Origin of the sequence: Azospirillum tabaci, assembly GCF_014596085.1 — a bacterium.
In the GTDB taxonomy this organism is placed as follows: Bacteria; Pseudomonadota; Alphaproteobacteria; order Azospirillales; family Azospirillaceae; genus Azospirillum; species Azospirillum tabaci.
This window is the reverse complement of the sequence record NZ_JACCJY010000055.1, coordinates 1-23,360: the sequence shown is the minus strand read 5'-3', so window position 1 is coordinate 23,360 and position 23,360 is coordinate 1. Positions and strand designations below refer to the sequence as shown.

11 protein-coding genes are annotated in these 23,360 nt (G+C 70.5%); 5 read left to right on the top strand and 6 right to left on the bottom strand.

The features are described 5' to 3' along the window. Positions 1–2,195, bottom strand: a 2,195-nt coding sequence (locus H0B54_RS28815; RefSeq protein WP_281390135.1) for a beta strand repeat-containing protein, incomplete at its 3' end; no start/stop codon positions are given. A 452-nt stretch (positions 2,196–2,647) separates the two neighbouring features. Here H0B54_RS28815 and H0B54_RS28810 point away from each other — a divergent pair. Beyond that, a complete protein-coding gene (locus tag H0B54_RS28810) occupies positions 2,648–4,012 on the top strand; it encodes a tetratricopeptide repeat protein (RefSeq protein WP_343069050.1) in 1,365 nt (454 codons plus the stop codon). A 12-nt stretch (positions 4,013–4,024) separates the two neighbouring features. Here the strand turns inward: H0B54_RS28810 and H0B54_RS28805 are convergent, their stop codons facing one another. The 3 genes from H0B54_RS28805 to H0B54_RS28795 are packed head-to-tail and all read right to left on the bottom strand — an operon-like array spanning position 4,025 to position 9,131. After that, the gene (locus H0B54_RS28805; protein ID WP_188263201.1) at positions 4,025–5,935 is read right to left on the bottom strand and encodes an O-linked N-acetylglucosamine transferase, SPINDLY family protein; all 1,911 of its coding nucleotides are present in this window, start codon (positions 5,933–5,935) and stop codon (positions 4,025–4,027) included. Next, complete coding sequence (locus tag H0B54_RS28800) at positions 5,935–7,752, bottom strand: tetratricopeptide repeat protein (RefSeq protein ID WP_188263200.1); 1,818 nt, start codon at positions 7,750–7,752, stop codon at positions 5,935–5,937. The genes H0B54_RS28805 and H0B54_RS28800 overlap by 1 nt, the downstream gene beginning before the upstream one ends. Then, a complete protein-coding gene (locus H0B54_RS28795; protein ID WP_343069049.1) occupies positions 7,749–9,131 on the bottom strand; it encodes a tetratricopeptide repeat protein in 1,383 nt (460 codons plus the stop codon). Before H0B54_RS28795 ends, H0B54_RS28800 begins: the two co-directional genes overlap by 4 nt. Positions 9,132–9,352: 221 nt before the next feature. On the opposite strand from H0B54_RS28795, the gene H0B54_RS28790 reads away from it, so the two are divergent. After that, the gene (locus H0B54_RS28790) at positions 9,353–11,290 is read left to right on the top strand and encodes an O-linked N-acetylglucosamine transferase, SPINDLY family protein (RefSeq protein ID WP_188263198.1); all 1,938 of its coding nucleotides are present in this window, start codon (positions 9,353–9,355) and stop codon (positions 11,288–11,290) included. Here H0B54_RS28790 and H0B54_RS28785 read toward each other — a convergent pair. Then, on the bottom strand, positions 11,271–15,080 hold the full coding sequence (locus H0B54_RS28785; RefSeq protein WP_188263197.1) for a tetratricopeptide repeat protein: 3,810 nt from the start codon (positions 15,078–15,080) through the stop codon (positions 11,271–11,273). The two genes, H0B54_RS28790 and H0B54_RS28785, sit on opposite strands and share 20 nt — an antisense overlap. Before the next feature lie 215 nt (positions 15,081–15,295). Between H0B54_RS28785 and H0B54_RS28780 the strand changes: the two genes are divergently transcribed. Genes H0B54_RS28780 through H0B54_RS28770 form a run of 3 tightly spaced genes read left to right on the top strand, consistent with a single transcriptional unit; the run spans position 15,296 to position 21,154 of the window. Next, a complete protein-coding gene (locus tag H0B54_RS28780) occupies positions 15,296–16,486 on the top strand; it encodes a glycosyltransferase family 4 protein (RefSeq protein ID WP_246472955.1) in 1,191 nt (396 codons plus the stop codon). Between the two features lie 2 nt (positions 16,487–16,488). Then, positions 16,489–19,305, top strand: a complete 2,817-nt coding sequence (locus H0B54_RS28775) for a glycosyltransferase (protein ID WP_188263195.1) — start codon at positions 16,489–16,491, stop codon at positions 19,303–19,305. 34 nt (positions 19,306–19,339) lie between these two features. Next, complete coding sequence (locus tag H0B54_RS28770; protein WP_211109621.1) at positions 19,340–21,154, top strand: tetratricopeptide repeat protein; 1,815 nt, start codon at positions 19,340–19,342, stop codon at positions 21,152–21,154. Between the two features lie 30 nt (positions 21,155–21,184). Here H0B54_RS28770 and H0B54_RS28765 read toward each other — a convergent pair whose 3' ends face one another. Next, the gene (locus tag H0B54_RS28765; RefSeq protein ID WP_188263193.1) at positions 21,185–23,101 is read right to left on the bottom strand and encodes a tetratricopeptide repeat protein; all 1,917 of its coding nucleotides are present in this window, start codon (positions 23,099–23,101) and stop codon (positions 21,185–21,187) included. Between the last annotated feature and the right edge of the window lie 259 nt (positions 23,102–23,360).

Sequence of the window (23,360 nt, the reverse complement as noted above, 5' to 3'; positions counted from 1 at the left end):
AGCGTGTAGGTGTCGCTGTCCGACGCCACGGTGATGGTCACGGTCACCGTGTCGCCGACCTTGGCCGGCTGATTGGGAATGGTGACGCTGGTGATCGACGGCGGCGCCGTGTCGAGCGCCGAGGTGCTGTTGGTGACCGTCTGGTTGGTGACGGTGGCCGGGGCGTTGCTCGCGGTGTCGGTCAGGGTGCCGGTGCCGGGGTTGTAGTCGAGCGTCACCGTCTCGCCGTGAGCGACCGCCGAGGCCAGGGTAAAGGTCAGGGTGGTGGTGCCCGAACCGCTGGCGTAGGTCGCAGCACGGCTCTGGCCGGCGACCGTGACGGTCAGGCCGGCGGCGCTGGTCGCCGACATGGCTTCGGCGAAAGTGATCGTCAGCGTCGTTCCGTTCACCGCCGCAGAGGCAATGGTCGGCCGGTTGGCGTCGATGCGGTCGGCGCTCTGGCTGATCGCCGTGGTGTAGGGGGTGTTGGAGTTGCCGGCGGTGTCGGTCAGCACGATGTTGACCGGCACGTCCGAACCCGCCGCGACGTCGGTGCCGCCGCTGGTCACCGTGAAGGTCGCGGTGTAGGTCGTCGCGTTGATCTTGGTCAGGTTGCCGAGCGCGAAGCCGCCGATGGTGCTGCCGACGCCCAGCGTGTAGGTGTCGCTGTCCGACGCCACGGTGATCGTCGCCGTCACCACGTCGCCGATCTTCATCACCGTGTCCGGGATCGATACCGCCGTGATCGACGGCGGTGTCGTGTCGGCAGGAACCGGCGGCAAGGAGACGTAGGTATCCGTACCGCTCAGCGTCAGTGTCTGATAGGGCGTGTAGATGGTCTCGACACCGGACACGAAGACGGTGCCGGCGGTGTCGGTGATGGTCACCACATCGTTGCCGGTGCCGCCGATCACGGTTTCAACCGCCTGGACCTGGACCGTGTTGCCACCGGCGCCGAGATAGACGACGTCGGTGCCCGCATTGCCGACGATGGATTCGACGGCCGACACCGTCATGGTGGCGCCCCGGCTGGTGCGCACCGTCACCACGTCGTTGCCGGCGCTGCCGATCAGGGTTTCCAACGCCTCCACCTGGATGGTGTTTCCACCGGCGCCGAGGACGACGACGTCGTTGCCCGCCTTGCCGACGACGGATTCGATCGCCGAAACCGACAGGGTCATGCCGTCGCTGTTGAGCGCGACGACCAGATCGTCGCCGGAGCTGCCGATCATCGTCTCGACCAGCGACACCAGCATCGTGCTGCCGGTGGTGCTCCAGGGGATGTTCTGGTCGCCGACGATCGGGCTCCCGTCCCGGAGCGTGATGTTGACAACGTCGTTGCCGCCGCCGCCGATCAGGGTGCTGAGGCTTGCCACCGTGATGGTGTTGCCGATGTCGAGGAGGATGGCGGCGCTCCTGCCGCCGGCGCCGTTGACGGCGGCTCCACCGACGATCGTTTCGATCGACGATATGGCCACGGTGCCACCGCCGGTCTGCATATTGATCGTGCCGGATCTGAAGGCCAGCGTCGCGATATCGTTGCCGGTGCCGCCGATCAGGGTTTCCAGGAAGGCGACGCCGATCGTGTTGCCGCCGCTGGCCAGAATGACCGTATCGTTGCCGGCGGCCCCGTTTCCGAGGACAGTTTCGATGCCCTGCAAGAACATCGTGTTGGTGCCGCCCCCAATGGTGGCAATTATGTCCAGACCGTTGGTCCCGATCAGCGTCTCCATCAGGGACACCGCCATGGTGGCACCGGTGGACCCTGCGGCGTTGAGGTTGATGACGTCCTTGCCGACACTGCCGACGAGCGATTTCAGATAGGCCACCGACATGGTGTTGCCGGTGGTGCCGGCCAGCGTGATGAGGGTGGTGCCGGTGGTCGCGCCGATAATCGTCTCGATCGATTCCACCACCATGGTGGTGCCGGTGGACGTCAACAGAACCCGGTCGTTGCCGGACCCCCCGATCAGCGTCTCGAGAGCCTGGACCGTGATCGTGTTGCCGCCCGTGCCGGCCAGCGTCACGACATCCTTCCTCTGGGTCGATGTGCCGCCAATGAGGCGATCGAGGTTTGACACGGTCAGGGTCTGACCCTGGGTGTTGAGCCTGACGCCTTGGGTGCTGCCGTTGCCGACGATTCCCGACCAGGCCTCCGTCGAGGAGAAGACGTAGTCCGAGCCGCCCGTCAGCGTCAGTGTCCCACCAGCAGCCATCTCATCCCTCTCGCATCGGCGTTTTTTAGGCTCTGCCGCCACGGCGGCCGGAGCGTCATGGCTCTCGTACGATCGGCCACTACCGCGAAATAGTGGGTAATTGAAGTTAAAAAATCATCTACGCCTACTTGTGCCTCACTCGCGCCGCTTGAGCAGATGCGCGCCGCGGTAGGAAATCGACGCGATGTATGGGTTGTGCCAAATAGGCTCTGCGAGACTGAGTTGTGGGGATGGCATCTGATTGTTCCCAAATCTCTCGTTTGGTCGCGCGTCGGTTGCTGAGTGTCGCGAATTGTAACGAATTACTTCAGGGATTTGACCATATAAAAACTAAGGGTATTTGCAATAGGTTGTGTGAATTCCCAAGGGATCGCGCCATCCCGCGTGGGCGCGCGATCGCGCCGTCGTCTCCCGGGGCCGAGTGGTTGACAGCCGCGCGATGACGCGAGTCTATGGTCGCAGCGTGGTCCTGCGGTTCGGCCACGGCGAGCCGGGGGACGAGGATGGAGCACGCACAGGCAACGACCAGGCTGGAAGCCCTTCTCGCGGCCAATCCCCGCGATGATGGAGCCTGGAGCATGCTCGGCCATCTCCTCCGACGCGCGGGAAAGCTGGAGGGGGCCATCGCCTGCCACCGGCGGGGCTTGGAGGTTGCGCCCGCGAACGCCAGCATCTGGAGCAATCTCGGCAACGCCCTGGTGGAGGCCGGCCGGTTCGACGAGGCGCTGGCCGCGCATGGCGAGGCGCTGCGGCTCGATCCCGGCGCCGCGAGCTTCCTTTTCAACAGCGCCGTGGCCCTGCGCAAGGCGGGGCGCTTCAAAGAGACGCTCGCGATGATCGAGCGGGCGGCCGCGGGCGGGACCTCCACCCCCGAGTTGCGCTGGGAGCGGGCGCTCGCCCGGCTTCAGATCGGCGACTACGTCCATGGCTTCGCGGATTACGAAGCCCGGCGCGGCCTTGCTTCCTACCATGGCCGGCCGCCGTCGGAACGGGACTGGAACGGCGGCCCGCTGGACGGGCGCGCCCTGTTCCTGTTCGCCGAGCAGGGATTCGGCGACGCCATTCTGGCGGCGCGCTACGTGCCGCTGGTCAAGGCGCGGGGCGGCCGGGTGCTGTACGAGTGCCATCCGGAACTGCGCCGGGTGCTGTCGGGGTTGGGAGTCGACGCCGTCCTGCCGCCGGGGAGCCCGCCGCCGGCTTTCGACGTCGAGGCGTCGCAGATGAGCCTGCCGGGCCTGTTCGCCACCTCGCTGGCCTCGATCCCGCCACCGGTGACCCTGACCGTTCCGGACTCGTCCCGTGAGAAGGCCGCCGTTCGGCTCGGCGCGCGGGAGCCGGGCACGCTGCGCGTCGGGATCGTGTGGTCGGGACGGGTGACCTTCGCCGACAACGGCCGGCGCGCCACCAGCCTCGCCCGATTCCTGCGCTTTGCCGAGGTGCCGGGCGTGCGGCTCTACAGCCTTCAGAAGGGACCGCCCGAAGCCGAACTTGCGGACAGTGGCGTTGCCGGGTGCCTGGTGACGCCGCTCGGCCCCGACCTGGACGATTTCGCCGACACGGCGGCGATTCTGGAACAGCTCGACCTCGTCATCATGACCGACAGTTCCGTGGCGCATCTCGCCGGGTCCCTCGGCAAGCCGGTCTGGAACCTCGTGCAGCACGTCCCCTACTGGGTCTACGGCTTTTCCGGAGACCGCACGCCCTGGTACCCGACGATGCGGCTGTTCCGCCAAGGGCCTGAGCAGGACTGGGAACCGGTGTTCGTCCGGGCGGCGGAGGCCCTGCGCGCGGAGGTTCGCCGCATCACCGGCCGGTGACACGCCCGGCGCTCAGCGCTCCGCCGCCACCGCTTTCGGCTCACGCCCGAGCCAGGACCGCCACATGTCGCGGTAAGCCGCCTCGACCGCCGCCGCGAAGCCACGGTGGTCGTTGAGCGCGGAGCGCTCCATCCGGCCCGTCATGCCGCGGCGCAACGCAGCCAGGCGGCCCGTGTCGCCGGCCAGGGCGACGGCTGTTTCGATGTAGCGGGCCTCGTCCGGCGCGATGAACTCGTCCAGCCCACACTGGGACAGCAGGCTGGCACCCACCCGTGCGACGTGATGGCGACCGGCCAGCGTGATCACCGGCACCCCCATCCACAGCGCCTCGCAAGTGGTGGTGGTGCCGTTGTAGGGGAATGGGTCGAGGCCGATGTCGATCCGGTCGTAGGCCCGCAGATGGGCATCGATCACATCCATCGGGGGAAGGAGATCGACACGGCCGGGGGCCACGCCGTTGCCCGCGAATTGCTGGAGATAGCGCGCGCGCGTCGGCGCGTCGGCGAAGGCGCGGCTCTTGAGACACAGGCGGGCGGACGGCACGCGCGCCAGGATGGCCGACCAGACCCGCACCACCTCCGGCGTCACCTTGGCGGCGTTGTTGAAGGAACCGAAGGTCACGAAGCCGTTGGCCAGCGCCGGCGGCTCCTCGCGCGCCGTGACGAAACGCAACGGCTGGAAAGCGAGAAACCCCTTGGGCAGGCGGATCAGCCGCTCGGCGTGCCAGGCGTCGGTCAGGCCCGGCGGGTCGGCGACCGCGTCGGTCACGCGGTGGTCGATCGCCGTCATGCCGGTGGTGTCGGGATAGCCCAGCCAGGCGACCTGGACCGGAGCCGGCTTGCGGGCGAACAGCAGCGGCCGGCTGTGCGCCGTGTGGCCGGCCAGATCGACCAGGATGTCGATGCGGTCGCGCTCGACCAGCGCGGCGGCGGCCGCGTCGTCGAGCGCGACCAGTGACCGCCATCCGTCGGCCAGACCCTTCAAGCGTTCGGTGATCGCGTCGTGATGGGTCGAGGTGGCGTAGCAGAAAATCTCCACCGCGCCGCGGTCGTGCTCGCGCAGCAGGGGTTCGATGAAATGGGCGCAGGCGTGGGCGCGGAAGTCGGGCGAGACGTAGCCCACCCGCAGCCGCCGGCCGGGGTCGCGGTCATTTGAGAATTGCCGGTTCCGCGGCATCAGCGGCCGGGCGTGCCGCTCGTTCCAGTGAGTGTGGGCGCGCGCGATGATCTCGGGCGGCACCCAGGGCGTGTAGTGCAGGGCAAACAGCAGGTTGGAATGCAGCAGCGCCAGATCGGGATGGCGCTCGATCCCGCTTTGGAAGGTCGCGATGGCCTCGGTGATCCGTCCTTGCTCCTTCAGCGCCTCGCCGAGGTTGACGACGGGTTGCGGCAGGTCGGGCTGCGCCTGGATCGCCGCCCGGTAGCAGTCCACGGCGCGGCTCGATTCCCCGAGGTCCCGGTGCGCGTCGCCCATGTTGCTGTGGGCTCCGCCCATGCCGGGCTTCAGCCGTATCGCCCGGCGGTAGGCGGCGATCGCCCGGTCGGATTGCCGCTCCGCCTGCAGGAGGTTGCCGGCGTTGAACCAGCCGTCGGCGTAGTCCGGGGACAGGGACAGCGCCACGCGCACCGCCGCCAGCGCCTCCGCCGGCCGGTCGAGGTCGGCCAGCGCGCAGGAGAGGTTGCTGCGGATCGGCGCGTCGTCCGGCAGCGCCGCGACGGCCCGGCGGTAGCAGGCGACGGCTTCCTCCCACCGCCCCATGCTGCGCAGCAGGATGGCCAGGTTGTTGTTGGCGTGGGCGTGTCCGGGATCGTCGCGCAGGATCGCCCGGTAAACGGCCTCGGCGGCGTCGAGCCGGCCCGCCCGATGGTGCTCCAGGGCGGCGGCGAAGCTCCGCACCGCCGCCGTTTCGGCCGGGTTCCCCATCAGCGCAGGCCCGCGTCGTCGAGGATGGCGAGCAGCCGGTCCGCCGCGCGGGTCCAGGTGAAGCCTTGCACCAGATGGTCGCGGGCCGACGGGGGGCCGGTGTCGCCGCCGCGGATGATGGCGGTCAGGATGCCGGCCGCGGCGTCCTCGTCCGGGTTCCACCAGTCGAGCCCGTGGAACGGCGGGTAGGCCTGCTCGCTGTAAGGCAGTCGCGCGGGGCGGACGGCCGCCGGGATCAGGCGGGCCACCCGGTCGTCGAGATAATCCACATAGGCCGAATGGCGCGGCGCGATCAGGCCCAAGCCCATGGCGCCGGCCTTGGAGAGGGGAAGGTCCCAGCCCTCGCCGTGCGACATGCTCCAGTAATGGGTCGCCGCCCGCAGCAGCCCCGTCATGTCGCCGTCCGACAGGAGTTGGTTGATCAGCACCACGGGTGCCGCGTCGGCCATCCGCTTCCCGACGGCGGCTTCCGTCCGCCGGACCAACTCGCCGAGTTCCGCACCGAACGCCGGGTTGCTGCCCTTGCCCAGCTTCAGGATGAGCACCGCGTCGTCGGTGCGCGCCGTGCTGCGCAACCAGACCCGCAGCAAACCGTCGATGTTCTTGCGGGGAATGAAATCCGAGACGTTGATGAAGCGGTGCCGGTAGCTGGAGACCAGCCGGCCGCGCGGATCGACCATGGTCGGCGCGGGGGCGCCGCTGTCGGAGTCCTCCGGATCGACGCCCAAGGGGCAGACCCGCAGACGATCATCCGGATAGCCCTGCGCCGCCCAGGCCGTGCGGGACGATTCCGTGGGAACGATGATGAGGTCGCTGTGCTCGCACTGGCGACGCCATGCCGGGGGTATGCGAGTTCCCTCGAACATCGAGAAGGTCACCGATGCCAGACCGGGCACCCGTTCGACCGCCAGGGGGATGAGGAAGTTCACCAGGGCCTTGGCGGGAACCGGCGGGTCGAGATCCTCCTCCCGCCAGGATTCGGGACCGGCAATCCCGATCGCCTGGAGGGGCACGGCCCGCTTGCGCAACGTCCGGATGAAGCGCTGGCAGAAATAGCCGTAGCCCGTGGCGCTCTCCAAGGCGCCGCGGACCGCCAGCCCTTGTTGCGTTCCCGGCCCCGATCCGGAAGTGTGCGCCGCCGAAGCGGCGGCCCGGTACCGCGCGCAGCGCGCCAAGCCGTTGACCGCCCCGGAGGCGGTCGGGTCGAGCCGGAGCGCGCGGCGGAACACCACGGCGGCGTCGCTCAGCCGACCGAGCCGCAGCAGCGTCTCGCCGAGTTGGACGTAAGCGAGCGCACCCTCGGGTGCACAGCCGATCGCCCGGCGCAGGCTGTGGTCCGCAGCCGCGAAGTTGCCGGCGAGCATCCTGATCAGACCGAGATTGTACCATTGCACGCTTGGTCCGGGATCGAGCCGGGCGGCGCGCACAAGGAGCCGGGCGGACCCGTCCAGGTCTCCCATTTCCTGCAACACTGTGCCCAACCGGCTGCAGGCGGTGGCCGACTCCGGCTGCAACACTGCCAGCCTGCGCAGGACGCGCGCGGCGGACGGCCACTCCTGGCGGTGTTGCAGGACGATGCCGAGGTTGGTCAGCGCGGCGGTGTGGCCCGGATCGATGCGAACGGCGTCGCACAGGGCCTCCCTGGCCGCGCCGTCCTGGCCGGCCGAGAACAGCGTGGCGCCGAGCAGGTTGAGCGCATCGAACAGCCCCGGCTCCGCCGCCAGCACGGCCCGGCAGGCGTCGATGGCCTCCGCCAGCCGCCCGGCGCTGTAAAGCCGGAACGCCGCTTCGATCCCACCCGTCATGGCGCTCGTCATGACACCCTCGCGGCGCGTCGTGCGACCTCGCCGGCGATCCGGTCCATCACCCCGTCCCAGTCGTTCCGGCGCGTCATGCGGAACAGCCGGGTCGCCGGATACCAGGGCGTGCGGTCGGGAAGGCGCATCCAGCGCCAGTCCCCCAGCCACGGCAAGGCCAGGAGCACGGGGCGCCCCATGGCGCCCGCGATGTGGCCGACCACGGAATCGCAGGCGACGATCAGGTCCATGCCGTCGATGATCGCGGCCGTATCGAGAAACCCTTCATCCTCACCTTTCCCGTCCCTGCCCGGCAGCGAGACGATCCCCTGCCTGTCATCGGGGCGCTCCCATCGGCCGGGTCCGTCCGCCTTTTGCAGGCTGTACAGCCGCACCCCGGAAAGGTGCGACAAGCGCGCGAAGCGATCCAGCGGAATCGAGCGGTCGGCCCCCGCGGCGCGCCACTGGATGCCCACCCGGAATTCGTCCCGTTGCCCCGCCTCGGCGATCCGCCGCCGCCACAACGCCGCACGGTCCGGATCGGCCCGCAGGTATGGAACGCCGCCGGGAATCGTCGTCGCCGTCGTCCGGCAGCGATGGGGCAGGCTCATCAGGGGCAGGTGGCAGTCGGCTTCGGGAACCGGTTCGCCGCGCGCCACCAGTGCGTCGATGCCCGGAACGCCGGCGAGGAGGCGCTTGAGCGGGGGCTGGCATTCGAAGACCGTGCGGGCCCCCATGGCCTTGAGCACGGCCATGTAGCGGATGAACTGCACGGTGTCGCCGAGCCCCTGTTCGAAATGGACCAGGATGGTCTTGCCGGCGAGCGGGCCGCCGTCCCACAACGGCGTGCCGGGACAGTTTCGGTTCCATTGCCAGACGGCTTGCCGGCTGCGCCATTCGTACTCGGGCGCGCCTTCCGCGAAGTTCCCGGCGGTGAGCAGGCTGACGCCGAGATTCTTGTGATGTTCGGCGGACCCCGGCTCAAGCCGGACGGCCCGCCGGTAGCTCACGGCCGCCGCCTCCGGCCGGCATTGGGACAGGATCGCCGCGCCCAGGTTGTTGTTGGCTGCCGCCGCGCCCGGTTCCAGCAACACGGCCAAGCGGTAGGCGGTTTCGGCCCGTTCGGGCTCGTCCACGGCCATCAGCGCGTTGCCGAGGTTGAACGCCGCCTCCGGGTAGCCCGGCCGCAACGCCACGAGCCGCCGTAGCGGCGCCACCGCCTCCTCGGCCAGATGGCGGTCGATCAGCAGCGATGCCCATTGGAACAATGTGTCGGCATCGTCCGGCCGGAGGCGAAGGGCGGCCCACAGCGCCACCGCCGCACCGTTCAGGCGGCCGAGGCCGCGCAGCACCAGCCCCAGGACGAACCATGCCACCGGATGGTCCGGCCGGATCGCCACCGCCGTTCGGAAGGAGCAAGCCGCTTCGTCCAGCGATTCGGCTTCGACATGACTCACGCCGGAGCCGAAGCATCGGTCAAAAGCCTCGCCGGACCCGTCGAACGCTCCCTCTATCACCCACCCTCTCCATCCAATCGGTCGACCCGGCAAATGGGTTTGGAAATGTTGCGCCCGATGGTAACCCTTTTCCCGATGAATTCACGCGCCGCACGCCTCCACGGATGACCCCCGCCCGGCATTTCGCGTCCCCCGCCGAAGCGCTGGGCTACGCCTTGATGCTCCATCAGGACGGCCGGCACGCCGACTGCGGTGCGGTGTGCCGCGCGATCCTGGCCGTCAGGCCGGACCACCATGGCGCCTCCTTCCTTCTGGGCGTCGCCGCGTTCGCGCTGGGCCGGGTCGAGGACTCGCAACGCCACCTCGCCATCACCCTCGCGCTGAAGCCGGATCTGGCGGATGCCTTCTTCAATCTTGCGCTGCTGCTGCGGGGCCGGAGCCGCCTTGCCGAGGCGGCGGCGCTTCAGGCGCGGGCGATCCGGCTGGCCCCCGGACAGGCTGACGCTGAGCGGATCGTGACCTTGGGCGCGATGCTCCGAGAGTTGGGCCGGATCGCGGAGGCACGCGCCGTTCATCGCCGGGCGGTCGCCCAGGCGCCGGACGACGCCGAGGCGTGGCGCGAGTGCGGCCACACGCTGCGCGACGAGGGCCAACTGGGTGCGGCCGCCGCCGCCTACGGGCGGGCGTACCGGCTCGACCCCAGCCGCACCGAATCCCTCGGCGACCGGCTGTTCGCCGCCCTCTCGCACTGCGACTGGAACACGTACGACGATCTGTGCCGGCAGATCCTGGCGGTCATCGACAGCGGCCGGGGAATCGCCCTGCCGCTGCTCACCCTGATGATCGACACCAGCGCGGCGCAGCAGGACCGCGCCGCCCGCCACTTCCACCGCGCGGTGGTGCAACCGGCGGCGCTTCCGCAAGCCGCAGCGACCGTTCCAGTGGCGCGTCCCCTCGGCGCCCCCTCCGGTGATGGCGGCCGGATCACCGTCGCCTACCTCTCCGCCGACTTCCACGAGCACGCCACCGCCTATCTGGCGGCCGAGCTTTTCGAGCTGCACGACCGCGACCGCTTCCGCGTCGTCGCCTGTTCCTACGGTCCCGACGACGGCAGTCCGATGCGCCGCCGGCTGGAGGCCGCCTTCGACGCCTTCCACGACATCCGCGGGTCCGATCCGGACGCGGTGCAGGCGCGGCTCACGGCCGAGGGCGTCCATATCCTGGTGGATCTGAAGGGCTACACGCGGCATGTCCGCTTCGATCTTCTGGCGCGCCGGCTGGCGCCGGTCCAAGTCGCCTATCTCGGTTATCCCGGAACAATGGGCAGCGACGTTATGGACTACGTGATCGGCGACCGCTTCGTCACGCCGCCGGAGCATCAGCCGCACTACCGGGAGCGGCTGGTGATCCTGCCGGATTCCTATCAGGCCAATGACCGGTGCCGGCCGCTGGACGCGCCCGTCCCGGACCGCGCCGCCTGCGGCCTGCCGCCGGACGGCTTCGTCTTCTGCGCGTTCAACGCGCCGTTCAAGATCACCCCCTCGATGTTCGGGGTGTGGATGCGCGTGCTGGCACGGGTGCCGGGGAGCGTGCTGTGGTTGCAGCGCGCCGGCCGTGAGAGTGCCGACAACCTCCGGCGCGAGGCGGCGCGGCGCGGGGTTGATCCCGACCGCCTGGTCTTCGCGCCCCACAGGCCGCAGGCCGAGCACCTCGCCCGCTACCGTTTGGCCGACCTGTTTCTCGACAGCTTTCCCTACACCGGCCACACCACCGTTTCAGACGCCCTGTGGATGGGCCTGCCGGTGGTGACGCGGATGGGCGGAACCTTTGCGTCGCGCGTCGCCGCCGGCCTGCTGAGCGCCGTCGGCCTGCCCGAGACGGTCACCACCACGTTGGACGATTACGAAGCGCTGGCGGTGCGGCTGGCCGGCGAACCGGCGGTCCTCGTCGGCTTCCGTCACCGTCTCGTCGCCGCGCGGGCGACGGCGCCGCTGTTCGACAGCCCCCGCTTCACCCGCCATCTGGAACACGCCTACCGGACGATGTGGGAACGGCACGCCGCCGGCCTGCCGCCCCAGTCCTTCACGGTGCCGCCCCTGTAGCCACCACCTGTTCCAGCGCCGCCCGCACGGCGGCGGCGACGGACTCCCAGTCGCCCGGCACCGCCTGCCGGAACAGGCGCATGGTCGGGTACCACGGCGTAGTGTCGCCGCGCTCCAGCCAGCGCCAGTCGGCGATGTCCGGCAGCAGCGTCCAGACCGGGCGGCCGAGCGCCCCGGCCAGATGGGCCGGCGCCGTGCAGGAGCTGATGACGAGGTCGAGGTTGGCCATGATCGCCGCGGTGTCGGCGAAGTCGGCGATCTCCGCGCCGAGGTCGGTGAAGGACGGCGGCAGCGGTGCGCAGCGTTCCAGATCCCGCCGCCCGGCCCCCTTCTGCAAGCCGAAGACCACAACGCCCGGAACGTCGAGCAGCGGCCGCAGGGCGTCCAGCCCCGGCGAGCGCCGGCGGTCGTCTTTGAACTCGGGGTTGCCGGCCCACACCAGTCCCACCCGCAACCGCGCCGCCCCTCCACCTGCCGACGGATGCGGACCCAGCCGTCGCCGCCAGAATTCGACCCGTTCCGGTTCGGCGTGGAGGTAGGGAACCTCGGCCGGGACGGTCGCCAGCGTGGTGCCGAAGCGGTGCGGCAGGCTGAGCAGTGCGGCATGGGCGTCGTGCGGCGGCGGCGAGTCGGACCGTCCGATGACTTGGTCTACGCCGGGGAGCGTGGCGAACAGGCGCACGAGCAGGTCGTTGCACTCGACGATCACGCGGCTGCCCCGGTGGCGCAGAAAGGGCGCGTAGCGGACGAATTGGATTCCGTCGCCGAGCCCCTGCTCGTCATGCAGCAGGATCGTCTGGCCCTCCGGGTTCCCGCCCTCCCAGAGCGGGGTCGGCAGGCCGCGCGGCGTGACCTGACGGTCGGCCAGACGGGTCCGCCATTCGTATTCCCGAAACCCTGCATCCAACTCGCCGCGGAGCAGCAGGCAGGTGCCCAGCAGGGTGTGCGCCTCGGCATGGCGAGGATCGCGGTCGATGACGTGGCGGCACTGGGCCTCCGCCTCCCCGATGCGCCGCAATTTGCGGAGCACCAGCCCGAGGTTCAGCCGGGCCGACGTGAAGTCCGGGTCGGTCGCCACCGCCCGGCGCAGGATGCGGGCCGCCTCTGCGTCCCCGCCGGTCCGGAGGGAGAGTGCCAGACCCAGGTTGCTGAGCACGCCGGGCTCGGCCGGGGCCAGTGCCAGCGCCAGGCGGCCGGCGCAGACCGCCTCGTCGTGACGGCCCAGATTTTTGAGCGCGATGCCCAGATTGGCCCAGGCGCGATGGTCGTCGGGGGCGAGGCGGATCAGGTCCCGCAGCACGCTTTCCGCCTCGCCGTGGCGTTGGCGCATCAACAGCGCGTGGGCGAGATGGAAGCGGTGGAAGGTGCCGAACGGATCGAGGACGACGCAGCGGCGCAACGGCCCGACCGCTTCCTCCTGCGCGTTGCGGCCGAGCCTCTCCATCGCCAGGGCATGGAACGCGTCGATGGACGCGGGGTCGCGAACCACCGCAAGACGGTGGTCCGACCCGCTGTCCTCCACCGGCTCGTCCGGGATCGGCGGCGGGACGTCCGGCGAGATCCAGCCGAGCTTGCGGAAATGGTCGATCCGCTCGCGGATCAACCGGGGGAAGCCGGCGTCGATGAGGACGGGGGCGAGGGACGTCCACATACCGGGAACGGCGCCGCCGTCGAAGCGTCCGGTGGCGTAGAAGCGGTCCAGCCGTTCCTGGTTCGCCGCCGGGTCCTGATCGAAAGCCGCGATCATCTCGCGGTGCGCGAAGGCCTGCAGCTTGGCGCGGAAGCGCTCGATCCCGCCCATCCAGGTGAAGTGCCAGCCGGCGTCCGGGACGACCCGCCCATGCCCCAGCTTGGTCAGGTAGCGGGCGCGGTTGGCGCCGATCCGGCGGATCAGCTCCCAGGGAGCGGCGGCCACCGACACCCAGGGGTCCGGCGATTTGAGATCGAGGAAATAGAGGAAGATGTCGAGGTGGGGCGCGAACAGCGAGCGTCCGTCGTCCGGCTCCCGGCGCAGCTGCTCCATCACCCAGGGCCGGAGAATTTCATCGGCGTCCGAGACGACGATCATGTCCGTCGGGTCGCAGCCGTCGAGCCCGCGGATGATCGCGTCGCGCTGGTGGGCCTCGCGCTGCCACGCGAAGCCGCCGGGATCGTCGTCGACGACGACGTGGATGATCTTGTCGGCGTAGGCCGCGAAGCGCGCGCGGTTCTCCGCGTAATGGAGGGGCTTGGGATCGCCGGCGTGGGTGAAGGTCGCCTCGACCAGGACGAAGCGGTCGACCACCGCGTCCAGTTCGGCCAGCCGCACCTCCAGGAGGTCCAGCTCGTTGTAGAACTGGAAGCAGTCGTAGATCCGCCGCCCGCCGGGTGGCGGGGCCGCGGGCGGCGGCGTGTCCGTCAGCGTCGTGACATAGGCGAACCAGGCGTCGAACCCCCGCAACGTCGTCCAGACGGCCGACCGGTTCTCCTCCGTGTTGTGGTCGAGCCGCAGGGACTGCTCGATCAGCGCGATCAGCGCCCGCGCCTCGGCCCGCCAAGCCTGTTCCTCCCCGTCCTGTGGGCGGGCGTTCAGGTGGGTGCCCAGCGCGCCCAGCAGGCGCTGCTGCGCTTCGGACAGACTGGTGGTGACGGCCGACGTCGCCGTGCCCGGTGCGGAGCCGTTCCTTGAGGCGTCCCTCAGATCATCAAGCCACGCCAGCCAGTCCCCGGCCCGTCCGGCCCAGGTCATTGCGGTGGTGACGTGGTCCACCTGTTCGCGAAGCCGGGGGCCGATGGTCGCCCGATCGTCGTGCCACTGGACGAGGGCTGCGCTGGCGGTCTCGGCGAAGCGGACGGCGTGGTCCGCCGGGTCCGGCGGGACCGGGATCAGCCGGGCGAATCCGGCCGTGGTCTCCGGCAGCGCCCCCAGCGCGCTGGACACGACGAGGCACCCGGCGGCCAGCGCCTCCATGACGGCGATGCAGGACGTCTCGGCGAAGCGGTTCGGGTAGGCGAGGCTGGTCGCGTCGCGCAATGCCTCGGCCAGGGCGCCTTGGGAGACGGCCCCCACATAGTCCACGCCCTCGGTCTCGCGGCAGCGCTGGTAGAGAGCGCCGTAGGGGTCCCGGTCCGCGGGGACCTGATAGCCTTCCAGGCTGGAGAACACCCGGACGGTGGTTCCGGGGATCGCCGCCCGCAGACGGGGAACGCTGTCGAGCAGCACGTCGAGGCCACGGAAGGGTGTGCTGGTGTAGGCCAGGACCGGCGGCCACGGCTTCGCCGCCACGATGTCGGCCCCCGCCGGAAACAAGCCGGAGAAGGCCGGCGCGATGCCGTTGCGCAGGATCCGGCAGAGCCGCCGGTCGAGGCCGAACGCCTGGAGATAGCCGTCCATCTGCCAGCGGCTGACGAAGGCGTAGCCGTCCCAGCAGGCGCGCGCCTGCGGCTCCGCGAGACACTGCGCGGCCGGTTGATCGACCGCGTGCTGCATCCACAGGATCAGCTTCCGGCCGCCGTCGAGCGCCGCGCGCAGGCGGGTCAGCGCCTCCGTCGGGCAGCCGTTGAGCAGCACCACGACGTCGAAGGCCCGCACGCCTTCCCAGGGCATCGCGCCGGCGGGAAGGCAGCGCACCCCGCGCACCACGCCCGCTGTCCGGGTGCCGTTGACCAGCGTGACCTCCAGCCCGGCGGCGGCCAGCGCCTCCGCGAGGTAGCACAGGGCCGATTGCGAACCGCCGAGAGGGCGAAAGCGTGGCGTGTCCGGCGTGTAGTCCCCACCCGCCGGGTCGAGAAAGGCGATTTTGACGGTCATGCTGGCTCGGGCTGGACGGCGGCTCGGGCTGGATGGCGGCGTCCGCGTTCTGCTATCCTAACACAAGGCCAAGGCAATCGCCTTTGGCCGTTTAAACCCTCTCCCCCTGGGGAGAAGGCAGGGTGAGGGGGTCCCGCCATCTTGGTATGTTCGGCAAAAGCGCAACCCCCTCACCCTAACCCTCTCCCTGGGGGGGAGAGGGGATTTGAAGTGCGATGGCCCTGATGGGAAAGCCGTGCGCGGAACAGAATCTGGCGCTGACGTGGCAGCTTTCGGAGATTCACGGCTGGGGTCTGGTCGGCGTCCACACGGCGCTGCATCTGATCGACCGGGGACGGCCGCCGCTCCTGCTGGAAAAGCCGCTTCTGTCCACCATGCGGCCGGAGAACCGGAAAAGGCTGGAAAGCCTGATGGACGGCCACCAGCAGATCACCGCCATCGCCGACCGGTCGGGCAACCGGATGCTCGGACTCAACGACTGCACCGTTCTGCACGCGCTTGGCAATGGCTTCGTCGCGGGTCCGCTGTCCGCCCGGTTCCGTGGCAGCCGCAACGTCGGGGTCATCGCCTTCGAGGACACCCTGTTCGACGAGGACACGTTGCGCCGCGCGCGGAGCTACGACCGGATCGTGGTCCATTCCGAATACAACAGGGCGCTGCTGGCCGAACAGGGCATCACCGACGTCGATTGCGCCTTCCAGGGCGTGGACCCGGACGAGCTGGCGCCCGTCCCGCCGGCCCGGCGCTTCGGCGACCGCTTCGTCGTCTTCGCCGGTGGGAAGGTGGAATTCCGCAAGGGGCAGGACATCGTGCTGGCCGCCTTCCGCCGGTTCCATGAGCGCCATCCCGACGCGCTGCTGGTCACCGCGTGGCACAACCCCTGGCCGCACACCTCCGCCGACATCGCCGAGTCCCCCCTGGTGCCCTCCGCCCCCGCCGTTGGCGACAACGGCAAGCTGCGCATCGTGGAATGGGCGATGGACTGCGGCGTGCCGCCGGAGGGCTTCGTCGACATGGGATTTCTCGGGCGCGGCCAGATCGCCGCCATCCTGGCGGAATGCCACGCCGCCCTCTTTCCCAACCGCTGCGAAGGGGCGACCAACCTCGTCGCCATGGAGGCGATGGCCTGCGGCGTGCCAATCATCCTGTCGGCCAACACCGGCCATCTCGACCTGATCCGTGACGGCAACTGCCTGCCGCTGTCCCGGCAGGTCCCGGTGCCCGACCCCGCCGGCCGGCGCCGCGGCTGGGGGGAATCGTCGGTCGAGGAGGCCGTCGCCCACCTCGAAACCCTCTACACCGACCGCGCCGCCGCCCTTTCCCGCGCCGACAAGGCGCGGGCCTTTTTGCGCGGCGAGCGAACGTGGCGCGCCTTCGCCGAGACCTTCGTGACGGCGGTGGCCTAGCGATGGCGTTGGATGCGCAGGACTCTGGCGGCACCCCGTTCCACCGGCGGGCGCTGGCGAACGATCCAGCGGATGCGGTCGCGTGGCAGTATGCGGCGCTTGCCGCCCGCGCGGCGGGCGACGACCTGCGGATGATCGCGCTGTTCGTCCGAGCCGCCCGCCTGCACGGCGACCTTGAGGCGCTCGGTCGGCAAATCGGCGAGCCCCTGAGCCTCGCCGCCAACCGGGCTTTGGCGCGCGTGCAGGACGGGGCGGCCGACGCGGCGGCGGCGCTGCTGGAACCGTTGGCGCGCATCGTGCCGCCACAGGGGAGCTTGGCGCGCGCCCTGGGTGTCGTGCGGCTGGTCCAGGGCCGCGACGCGGAGGCCGAACGGCTGCACGCGGCTGCGGGCTCCGGGGATTGCGGGTTGGGCGTCGCCTTGCGGGGGATCGCGCGCCACAAGGCCGACACCGATTTTCTCGGCACCGTGGTGATCCCCGCCCACCGGATGGAGGACACCATCGAGCGGGCGCTCGACAGCGTCGCCGCGGCGGCCCGCGTCTACCGCGAGACGGTGCGGGACCCGCAGGCGCGGGTCCATGTCTGCGTGGTGGACGACGCCTCCCCCGACGAGACGGCGTCGCGGGTCCTGCGCTGGGCGCGGGCTCATCCGGAGCAGAGCGTCGCGCTGATCGCGAACAACCGCAACCAGGGGGCGGGCCGGTCGCGCAACATCGGCGCCGCCGCAGGGCATGGCCGGTACATCTGGTTCCTCGATGCCGACGACTACTTTTTCGAGCGCCATTTCGTGCTGACGGCGATGGCGCTGGACCACACCCCCCAGGCGGGATTCGTCCGCACCGGGATGCAGTTCGACAGCATCGACCATGAGATCACCCCTGCGTGGCGAGAGGCGTCGGAGCTGAGCTATCCCTGCAACCTCTGCGTACGGCGCGTCTGCCACGACCTGATCGGCGGCTTCCCGGAGGAGGCGCCGTTCCACCCGGCCGTGGCCGACGACGTGGCCTACGGCCGGGCGCTCCACAGCATGTTCGGCGGAATCCGGATCGCGGAGAAGACGGTCTACTACACGATGCGGGCGGACAACGCCCTGGCGCGGCAGCGCCAGACGATGACCAGCGGCGCCAAGCCGGAGGAACGGGCAGCGTCCGACCCCCGCTTCGTCGCGATCGAGATCCTGACCCACCGCCGCATCCACGCCTCGAAAGCCCGGCGATCCGCGCTTCTGCGCGCCGGCGGTTGGAACGGACCACCGTTCCTCTCGGCGCAGGGGGAGACCGAGAGTCCGCCTGAGCCCTTCTTGGCGCCCCTTTCGGAAAGTCCGGACACCCCGCGCGCCATCGACCTCGTCGCGATGGCGAAGGACGCCATCCAGGCCGGGCAGTTCGACCGCGCCACGGACGCGCTGACGCGCGCTGCCGCCGAGGACCCCGGTCGCGCCGAGGCTTGGTTCGAGTTGGGATTGCTCGCGCACCGGCTTCGGCGCGACCGGCTTGCGCTGACGGCCTTCCGAGCGGTGACATGCCTTCATCCCACCGCCGCCGCCGCATGGTGCAATCTCGGCTCCATGCTGTTCGACGCCGGCACTTATGCCCAGGCTGTCCCCCGGCTGCGCCGGGCCTTGACGCTCCAGCCTAGCCTCACCAACGCCCAGTGGTTGCTGGGCCGCGCGAACCGGCGGCTCGGTCACGACGGGCAGGGGGGGCGGGAATTGGGGCGGGCGCTCCGGCTGGACCCGATGCGGGCCGAACTCAACGCGGACTATGCGGACGCCGCCTTGTCTCTCGGCGACGGGGCGGGCGCGGCGGAGCATGCCCGCCGGGCGCTGCGGCTCAGCCCGGAGCTGTACGGCGGCCACGCGGCGCTGGCCGGAGCCCTGGAAGCGCTCGGCCGCCTCGACGAGGCGCTGGTGGCCTGGGAGCGGGCCATTCACTGCAACCCCGGATTTGGTGAAGCCTTCACACGCCGCGCGGTGAGTCTCCTGACGCGCCGATGGGGGCCGCCACCGGTACCCGCCCCGGCGGGCGGGCCGGGTCGCCGCCTCGCCTCGACCGTCCTCGGGCTCAATGGTCGGTTCGGCAACCAGCTTCTCCAGTACGGCGCCCTGCGCCTCTACGCCGCCCGGCACGGCCTCACCCTGGAGGTTCCCCGATGGCTCGGCCGCCACCTGTACGACCATGACGACCCGCTGCCCGGTCCGGCGCTGCCGCGCGTGGCGGAAGCGGAGGGGGAAGCCGCCCTGACCGCCTCCCTCCGTGGCGAGCGCGCCGCCGTCCTGTCAAACCGCGACGTGTCCGGCTATTTCTGCGGCGACACCACGCCTCTGGCACCGTTCAAGGAGGAGTTCCGCGCGCTGTTCACGCCGGGCCGCCACCTCCAACCCCACGCGGATGCACTGCTCGGCCGTCTGCGCGACACCGGCCGCACCGTCGTGGCGCTGCACCTCCGGCGCGGGGATTTCGGCTGGGGGCGGTTCTGGATCGCCCCGGTGTCCTGGTACCTGCGCTGGCTGGAAACCGTTTGGTCGACGCTCGACCGGCCTGTCCTGTTCATCGCGACCGACGACCCCGCCGAGGTGCCGGCCTTTGCCGCCTACCGCCCCGTCACCGCCCGCGATCTCGCCGAGCCGATTTCAGGTGCCGAGTTCTTCACCGATTTCCATGTCCTCTGCCACGCCGATCGGGTTGCCATTTCCAACAGCTCCTTCTCATTCGTCGCGACCATGTTGAACCGCAACGCCGACGGTTTCCATCGCCCGGACCCGACGCGCCGGGCCTTGGTCCCCTACGACCCCTGGGCGGCCCCGGTCCTGATCTGATCGCCCCCCGAACGAACGCACAAAGCACGGACGCATGGCCTTCCCCACCAATGCCACCATGGATCGCCCCGCCCCAGCCGCGCTCGTCGCGGCGGGCCTCGCCCACCACGGTGCCGGCCGGCTGGCCGAAGCGGAAAGCGCGTACCGGCGGGTTCTCGCCGACCACCCCCGTCACCCCGACGCCCTGCATCTCCTGGGGGCCCTGGCGTTGCAGGGTGGCAAGCCGGCGGAGGCCGTGGACTGGATGACGCAGGCCATCCGCTCCGCCCCCGACAACGCGGCCTGCTTCTCCAACCTCGCCAGCGCGTTGCGGCGGCTCAGCCGGCGCGACGAGGCCGAGGCATCCTGCCGGCGGGCCCTGGCGCTGGACGCCGGTTCCGCCGACGCGCTCAACAACTTCGCGAACGTGCTGTCGGACCAGGGCCGGCACGGCGACGCCGCAACCGCGCTGCGCCGGCTGCTGCGCCTCAAGCCGCGGCTGACCGACCAGCGGCTTCTGCTGGCGCAGGCGCTCATCCTGGACGGGCGCGCCGAGGAGGCGATCGAGGAGCTGATGCTGCTCCTCGGCATGGCGCCGTCGTCGGTCGCCGCCTACGCCAACCTGGGCATGGCCCACCGCCGTCTCGGCCGGGCCGAGGAGGCGGTCCGCTACTACCGCTGTGCGCTGGGCTTCGCGCCGGGCGATCCCGGCGTCCTCAACAACCTGGGCGTCACGCTTCAGGATCTCGGGCGGCTCGACGAGGCGGTGGCTTGCTTCCGGCAATCCATCGCGATGCAGCCGGACGCCGCGCACACCCACCTCAACCTCGGGCTCGCCGCCCGCGACCTGATGCGGATCGACGAGATGATCGCCCTGACGCGGGCCGCGGTCCGCCTCGACCCGACCCTGGCGGAGGCGCACACCGCGCTGAGCTTCGGGCTGCTGATCAAGGGCGAGCTGGAGGAGGGGTTTGCCGAGTACGAATGGCGCTCGCGCATGGCCGACTTCCCGTCGCCCCTGCGCAGCTTCGCCTCACCCCCCTGGGACGGCTCCGACCTCACCGGGCGGACCCTTCTGGTCCATGACGAGCAGGGGGTGGGCGACACGATCATGTTCGCCCGCTTCGCCCCGCAGCTTCAGGCGCGGGGCGTGCGCGTCTTCATGGAGTGCAACAGCCAGCTCGTCCGCCTGCTCTCCTCCATGCCGGGCATCGAGGGCGTGATCGGCCGGTTCGACACCCCACCGCCGCACGACGCGCACGTCGCCCTGGCAAGCCTTCCGCACCGGCTCGGCACCATGCTCTACACGATCCCCGCCGACACCCCCTATCTGCGCGCCGAGCCGGAGCTGGTGACACGCTGGGCGACGCGCATGGGGACGCCGGCCGGTCAGCGGACGGGGCTGCGGGTGGGGCTGGTCTGGGCGGGAAACCCTGGATTCAAGGCGGACCACATCCGTTCGCCGCGCCTGAAGGCGTTTCTTCCGCTGCTGGACGTTCCGGGCGTCACGGTCTTCGGGTTGCAGAAGGGAGCGGGACGGCAGGACCTGGAGACCTGCGGGCCGCTGCCGCCGTCCTTCATCGACCTCGGCGCGGAGATCACCGACTTCGCCGACACCGCGGCGATCATGGCGAGCCTCGACCTCGTCATCAGCTCCTGCACGGGGCCGGCCCATCTGGCCGGGGCGCTCGGCCGGCCGGTCTGGACGGTGCTGCCCTTCGCCCCCGACTGGCGCTGGCTGGACCAGGGAATGTGCACGCCGTGGTACCCGACCATGCGCCTGTTCCGCCAGAACCGGCGCGGCGAGTGGGCGCCCGTCGTCGGCTGTGTCCGCGCCGCTCTGCAAGCCCTCGCCCGTTCCCTCCTGTAACCTGTCGCAGGCGGCGTCAGGGCTTCAGCTTCATGGCGTCCAGGGTTCGAAGGGCCGGATGCTGCGGGCGGCGACGTCCGGCTCGACGAACAGGCGGGCGCGGGTGTTGAGGCGGGCGGCGAGGACGCTGAAGCCGCTGGCGGCGCTGGTGCCGACCACGTCGGCGTTCATCAGCACGTGGAAATCCTGAAGGAAATCCAGCCCCGCCCACTCCTCGACGACATCGGCCCGCGTCAGGGGATGGAACTCCGCGAAGGCGTGGCGGACCGCCGCGACGTCGTCGCTCGCCACATAGAGCACCGGCCGGTCGAGGCGCGGCCACCACACGCGCAGCCAGTCGACGTACCAAGCGGTCTCGGTGATCGGATAGTTGCACGTCACGAAGTCGCCGCGCCGGATGTGGAGCGCGACCACCGTGTTTCCCGCCGACCGCAACCGTTCGATCGCCGGTGCGAGGTGGGGCTCCCAGACCCGGCGCGGCGTCAGCCAGGACTGGACCCGTTGCCGGTACGCCTGCTTGTGCTCGAACAGGAACAGGGGCGAAAGGATGTCGCGGTCGGCGATCGGCGCCCGCTCCGCGCTGCCGCTCACCAGCTCGTTGAGGATGCGGCGGGAAAACAGCAGCGGCGGCAGCGGACCGCTCTGCGGCGGGTCGTTCAGCTCGAAGAAGGCGCCGCCCACCCAGTCGGGCGTCTCGAGCACGAAGCCGTGCTTCTCGGCGTAGAGCCGGACCAGGATGTATTCCAGGACGGTGTGGGCGAAGCGGCCCCGGGTGGCCAAGGACGACGAGGTCACGCGCGGGGGCCGGTCCCCGCCGTCCGCCCCCACGGCTGCGGGGCGGACCAGTTGAAGCCCCTGATCGGCCAGGGTCGCGCGCAAGGCGGCGAGCGACTTCACGGTGAAGAACCAGCCGTTGTCCCCGCGGACCGCCGCCAGCCGGTCGCGGGCCGCCCGGGGGGCGCCGTCCCGCAGGTCGAGCGCGGCGAGCGCGGTCAGGCATTCCCCGCGATAGGTCACGCCGCCAAGCGGCGTCGAGGCCAGGCGGGCGAAGAACGCCCGCCCTTCGGCCAGCCGGTCGCTGCGCAGGAAGAGGTTGCTCAGCAACTCGATGCTGAGGGACACATCGACGCCGGGGCTCGGCAGGCTTTCAATCAGTTCCGCCTGGGCCTCCGCCAAGCGGTCCAGATCGCTCAGCACCGTTGCCACCCGCAGATGGGCAAGGGCGAGCCCCAGCCGCGCTGACCGCCGGTAGGCGCGCAGAGCCCGTAGGGGATCGCCATGGGCGTACAGGGCGTTGCCGAAATTGTACCAGTATTCCGGACTGGACGGGCTGAGAGCCAGCGCGCGCCGCAGGCTGGCCTGGGCTGCGGCGTCATCGCCGCGTTCGAGCAGGGTGTTGCTCAGGTTCATGTGGGCGGGCGCCAGATCGGCCTTGACTGCGATGGCGCGGACCAGACTGTCCACCGCCTCGTCGAGTTCGCCGGCGCGACGGAGAACCACCCCCAGATCGTGATGGGCCTCGGCCAAACCGGGATCGAGGCGGGCGGCACGGCGCAGCGCGTGAACGGCTTGCGGCGTGCCGGCATCGCCCTGGGCCTGGAAGGCGTCGCCGAGATTGCGCCAGGCCTGCGGATGGCCCGGATCGAAGAGGGTCAGCCGCCGCCAGTCGGCGGTGGCCCGCGCGGGATGGCCGGTCTTGTCCAGGATGATGGCCCGGTTGACGCGCGCCTCGATCCAGCCGGGGGTGAGCCGAAGCGCGCGCCCGATCAGACTCAGGCATGCGGCCGGCCGGCCGCTCTGCCACTCGACCATGCCGAGCAGATACAAGGCGTTGGGGGTCGCCGGGTCGGCTTCCAGGACCCGGCGATAGAGAATGGCCGCCTCGGAAACGCGGCCGGCGCGATGCTCGTCGAAGGCGATGGCCAGGACTTCACCGATCGTGGCCATCACCCCGTCTCCCTCGACCTTCGAACCGCGGCCCGGATTTGCGACACCCGTACGGGCGTGTTCAGGCGGCGGAGGGTAGCCCGGCGAGGGCCGACCGATCAACTCGGAGCGGGCCGGATCGCTTCCATGCGGGACGGAACGGTCAAAACATGGTCAGCTGATCGCCAAGTGCTGGAGGGGGCTTGAAGTCGGCGCAGTTGAGGTTGGCGTCGCGGGCGTTGAGCCCCAGGCGCCGGCAGGCCAGCTTGAACCGTTTCGA

What these genes read in the sequence shown, in the direction of transcription:
- H0B54_RS28780 (WP_246472955.1), top strand. Translation starts at nt 15,296, where the DNA reads ATGGCCCTGATGGGAAAGCCGTGCGCGGAACAGAATCTGGCGCTGACG.
- H0B54_RS28785 (WP_188263197.1), bottom strand. Translation starts at nt 15,080, where the DNA reads ATGACCGTCAAAATCGCCTTTCTCGACCCGGCGGGTGGGGACTACACG.
- H0B54_RS28770 (WP_211109621.1), top strand. Translation starts at nt 19,340, where the DNA reads ATGGCCTTCCCCACCAATGCCACCATGGATCGCCCCGCCCCAGCCGCG.
- H0B54_RS28805 (WP_188263201.1), bottom strand. Translation starts at nt 5,935, where the DNA reads ATGGGGAACCCGGCCGAAACGGCGGCGGTGCGGAGCTTCGCCGCCGCC.
- H0B54_RS28765 (WP_188263193.1), bottom strand. Translation starts at nt 23,101, where the DNA reads ATGGCCACGATCGGTGAAGTCCTGGCCATCGCCTTCGACGAGCATCGC.
- H0B54_RS28775 (WP_188263195.1), top strand. Translation starts at nt 16,489, where the DNA reads ATGGCGTTGGATGCGCAGGACTCTGGCGGCACCCCGTTCCACCGGCGG.
- H0B54_RS28790 (WP_188263198.1), top strand. Translation starts at nt 9,353, where the DNA reads ATGACCCCCGCCCGGCATTTCGCGTCCCCCGCCGAAGCGCTGGGCTAC.
- H0B54_RS28810 (WP_343069050.1), top strand. Translation starts at nt 2,648, where the DNA reads ATGGTCGCAGCGTGGTCCTGCGGTTCGGCCACGGCGAGCCGGGGGACG.
- H0B54_RS28800 (WP_188263200.1), bottom strand. Translation starts at nt 7,752, where the DNA reads ATGACGAGCGCCATGACGGGTGGGATCGAAGCGGCGTTCCGGCTTTAC.